The organism is Nostoc sp. DedQUE08 (genome assembly GCF_034530895.1).
In the GTDB taxonomy this organism is placed as follows: Bacteria; Cyanobacteriota; Cyanobacteriia; order Cyanobacteriales; family Nostocaceae; genus Nostoc.
Map to the genome: position 1 here is coordinate 1 of NZ_JAVRCD010000130.1, position 2,439 is coordinate 2,439.

Below are 2,439 nucleotides of genomic sequence, written 5' to 3' on the forward strand. Positions count from 1 at the left end.
CCCGATTTTTGAGGTATCGGATTGAGGAAATGCCAAGCTCACCACCTCCTGATTTGGCGTGGACGATGATTCAATCTCCAATTTGACAAGTATCTCTTATGGGAAAGGGAGTTTAGGATCAAAGAATGGCGGGAAGGTTTACACGGTAAGGGATATGGTAATTGAGACAAGAAAAAAGGTGCTTGCCATTTTTGGGAAAGTTTATCGGCACTGGGTTTGAGGGGCTGAAAGTAAGGGAAACTTTGGTAAGTTGTATGTTTTTGGTTTCTCGATCTGGAAAGTACTTGTAAGATTGTAAATGAACCTTGCTCAGTTAAGGGTTTTCAAATTTGCTGTGATTCGTGGCTTTATGCCGTTAGGCGTTGCTCAATATGCGCCATACTGCCAACTATGGTTACGTGGAATTGTGATTCGTGGCTTTATGCCGTTAGGCGTTGCTCAAATATCGAGGTCAAATTACTGACTACGATCGCATAAGCCCTTCTGAGAAACTTTTCTGGAGGGCTTTAGTTGCTTTAGGAAGTGAGTTCTGTTTAGTTTTGCAGACAAGACATCACCTAATCGCCTATGGTCTTCCTGACTAAAATCGCTACCAGCAAGGGAGTCATCAAATAACCAGTGATAACCTCAATGGTTGTAAGAAATTTACCAGCAGTAGACAATGCATGAATTTCACTACCAAACGAGGTGAATGCCATAATCGAGAAGTAGAGACTATTCCAAAAACCAAGCTTACTCAAAGAACCAGCAGAAAGCCAATATATCAGACTAAACGAAACAACCACTACTAAACAGCAAAAAATAAACCTGCTCAATGAGCGCCCGTAATCGCAAGTTACATACAGAATTTTTGCCAGTATAGGATGCTTACTTTTTAGGCTTTCGATTCTTTGCTGATTGGTTGCATACTCTTGTAATAGGGCAGATAAATTAAAGTCTATACTTCTAAGGCTAACCCCAGTAAAGCTAGTTTTATTACTAAACTCTACATGATCAATCAGCACATCCTTCATCTTGGCATAGTCAAAGCAAGCACCTTTTATATTGGTTTCAGATAGCCAGGAATCTGTTAGATCCGCATTTTTAAAATTACTGTTTTCTAGATTTGCGCCATAGAAATCAACCTTACTCAAATTTGCCCTAGTCAAATCCTCCTTAATCAAAGGTATTCCTCGAATATCCGTGTGTTCGTAGTACTTGCCAACCATTCGATCTAACACGTCTCGCTTGAAACCATTTGTTTTCCAGCGTATAAGAATATTTTGCCCTGCTGGAGTAAACCATCTATCCCTGAGTTGTTGCTTGCTAAGATTTACCATAGTTAGCAAATCTTCTTGATTTCCTCCTGTATCTAAGTTCACTCCTGCATTTATAAAGAATTCTGGGGTAATTTCTTGAGTCTGATTATGAGATTGCATGGATAAACTGGACTACTGCGATCGTCTTACGTTCCAACGGTGCTAGGTTATCAAAACCCGTTACCAAATTTCATCCTTCTGAGAGCAAACTTAACGCAAGCGTAGTTTACCGCCGTAGGTCTTACCCTGAGCCGATCGTTGGGCATCGCTCTGACTCGTTTGCGCTGTGAAAAATGTTTCACAGAGGCTGCCGATAAAGGCGATCGTGTGCTATAACGCTCAAAAATCCCAGTTTTACTCACTCTCTGCTTCAATACCGTAATCTGCAAAAAAAGCAGAAATAGATATGTTCAGCGCCTGTGCAAGCTTTTCTATATTTTTTAGTGAAGGATTACGAGTCCCTGTTTCGATACTGGAAATGTAATTGCGATGAAGACCAGCCCTTTCAGCTAACTCTTCTTGAGAAAGGTCTAATTCTCGTCGTCGCCGTCTAATAGCTTTGCCAAAGCGATATTCAATATCTGGATCTTGGTTTTTTTGCCTCACAGAACCATCGTGAGGGAGTGTAGACAATTAATCTATACACAATAAATTTAGTTTTGCACACTATATGTTAATTTAAAAATATTGGTGCAACGCTATCCGCAATAAATATGACGAATACATTTCCTCAGATTCCGCCAGTAGCGATGCCAGAAGTAATTCCCAGCGAATTACCCCACCAGAGATTTCGTCTCGGTGAATGGGTGCGCTGGTTTCAAGTACCCAACGGTGATTATGGTCGCGTTATTGGAGTCATATACACCCAACAAGCTAGTTGCATTGCCACTGGCTTACATTATTTGGTTCTTTTAGATGAGCGCAGCCCCTCTCGTAAAATTTGCACCTGCGACTTTGCTTTCGAGGAAGATATCGAACCCCTGGATAACTCATTCTTGGAAAGGCTTCGGGGCAATCATGTCTGAAGCTCAACAACATCAGCAGTTGCTAGAATTGCACAACCAAATGTTCATGTCTCCCCAAGATTTTAGCTATCGTTGGGGATTGGGTTACGAAGAACTAGCAAAAATCTGTGCCATCT

Annotated in this window: 5 protein-coding genes; 2 read left to right on the forward strand and 3 right to left on the reverse strand. The window is 41.2% G+C overall.

Features of this window, described 5'->3' with window-relative positions; all coding sequences use genetic code 11:
* Positions 1-298 precede the first annotated feature (298 nt).
* On the forward strand, positions 299-463 hold the full coding sequence (locus RMY64_RS36615; RefSeq protein ID WP_322702682.1) for a hypothetical protein: 165 nt from the start codon (positions 299-301) through the stop codon (positions 461-463).
* Positions 464-557: 94 nt separating this feature from the next.
* Here the strand turns inward: RMY64_RS36615 and RMY64_RS36620 are convergent, their stop codons facing one another.
* From RMY64_RS36620 to RMY64_RS36630, 3 genes are read right to left on the reverse strand one after another with little or no spacing between them, the layout of a single operon-like run.
* Positions 558-1,418, reverse strand: coding sequence for a pentapeptide repeat-containing protein (locus RMY64_RS36620; RefSeq protein WP_322702683.1), 861 nt, complete (start codon positions 1,416-1,418; stop codon positions 558-560).
* 50 nt (positions 1,419-1,468) lie between these two features.
* Positions 1,469-1,660, reverse strand: a complete 192-nt coding sequence (locus tag RMY64_RS36625) for a hypothetical protein (RefSeq protein ID WP_322702684.1) — start codon at positions 1,658-1,660, stop codon at positions 1,469-1,471.
* Positions 1,653-1,931: a helix-turn-helix domain-containing protein gene (locus RMY64_RS36630; RefSeq protein WP_267870548.1), complete on the reverse strand. Its 279-nt coding sequence runs from the start codon at positions 1,929-1,931 to the stop codon at positions 1,653-1,655. The genes RMY64_RS36625 and RMY64_RS36630 overlap by 8 nt, the downstream gene beginning before the upstream one ends.
* An 80-nt stretch (positions 1,932-2,011) precedes the next feature.
* Here RMY64_RS36630 and RMY64_RS36635 point away from each other — a divergent pair, with 80 nt between their 5' ends.
* Positions 2,012-2,323, forward strand: a complete 312-nt coding sequence (locus RMY64_RS36635) for a hypothetical protein (protein WP_322698261.1) — start codon at positions 2,012-2,014, stop codon at positions 2,321-2,323.
* Positions 2,324-2,439 lie beyond the last annotated feature (116 nt).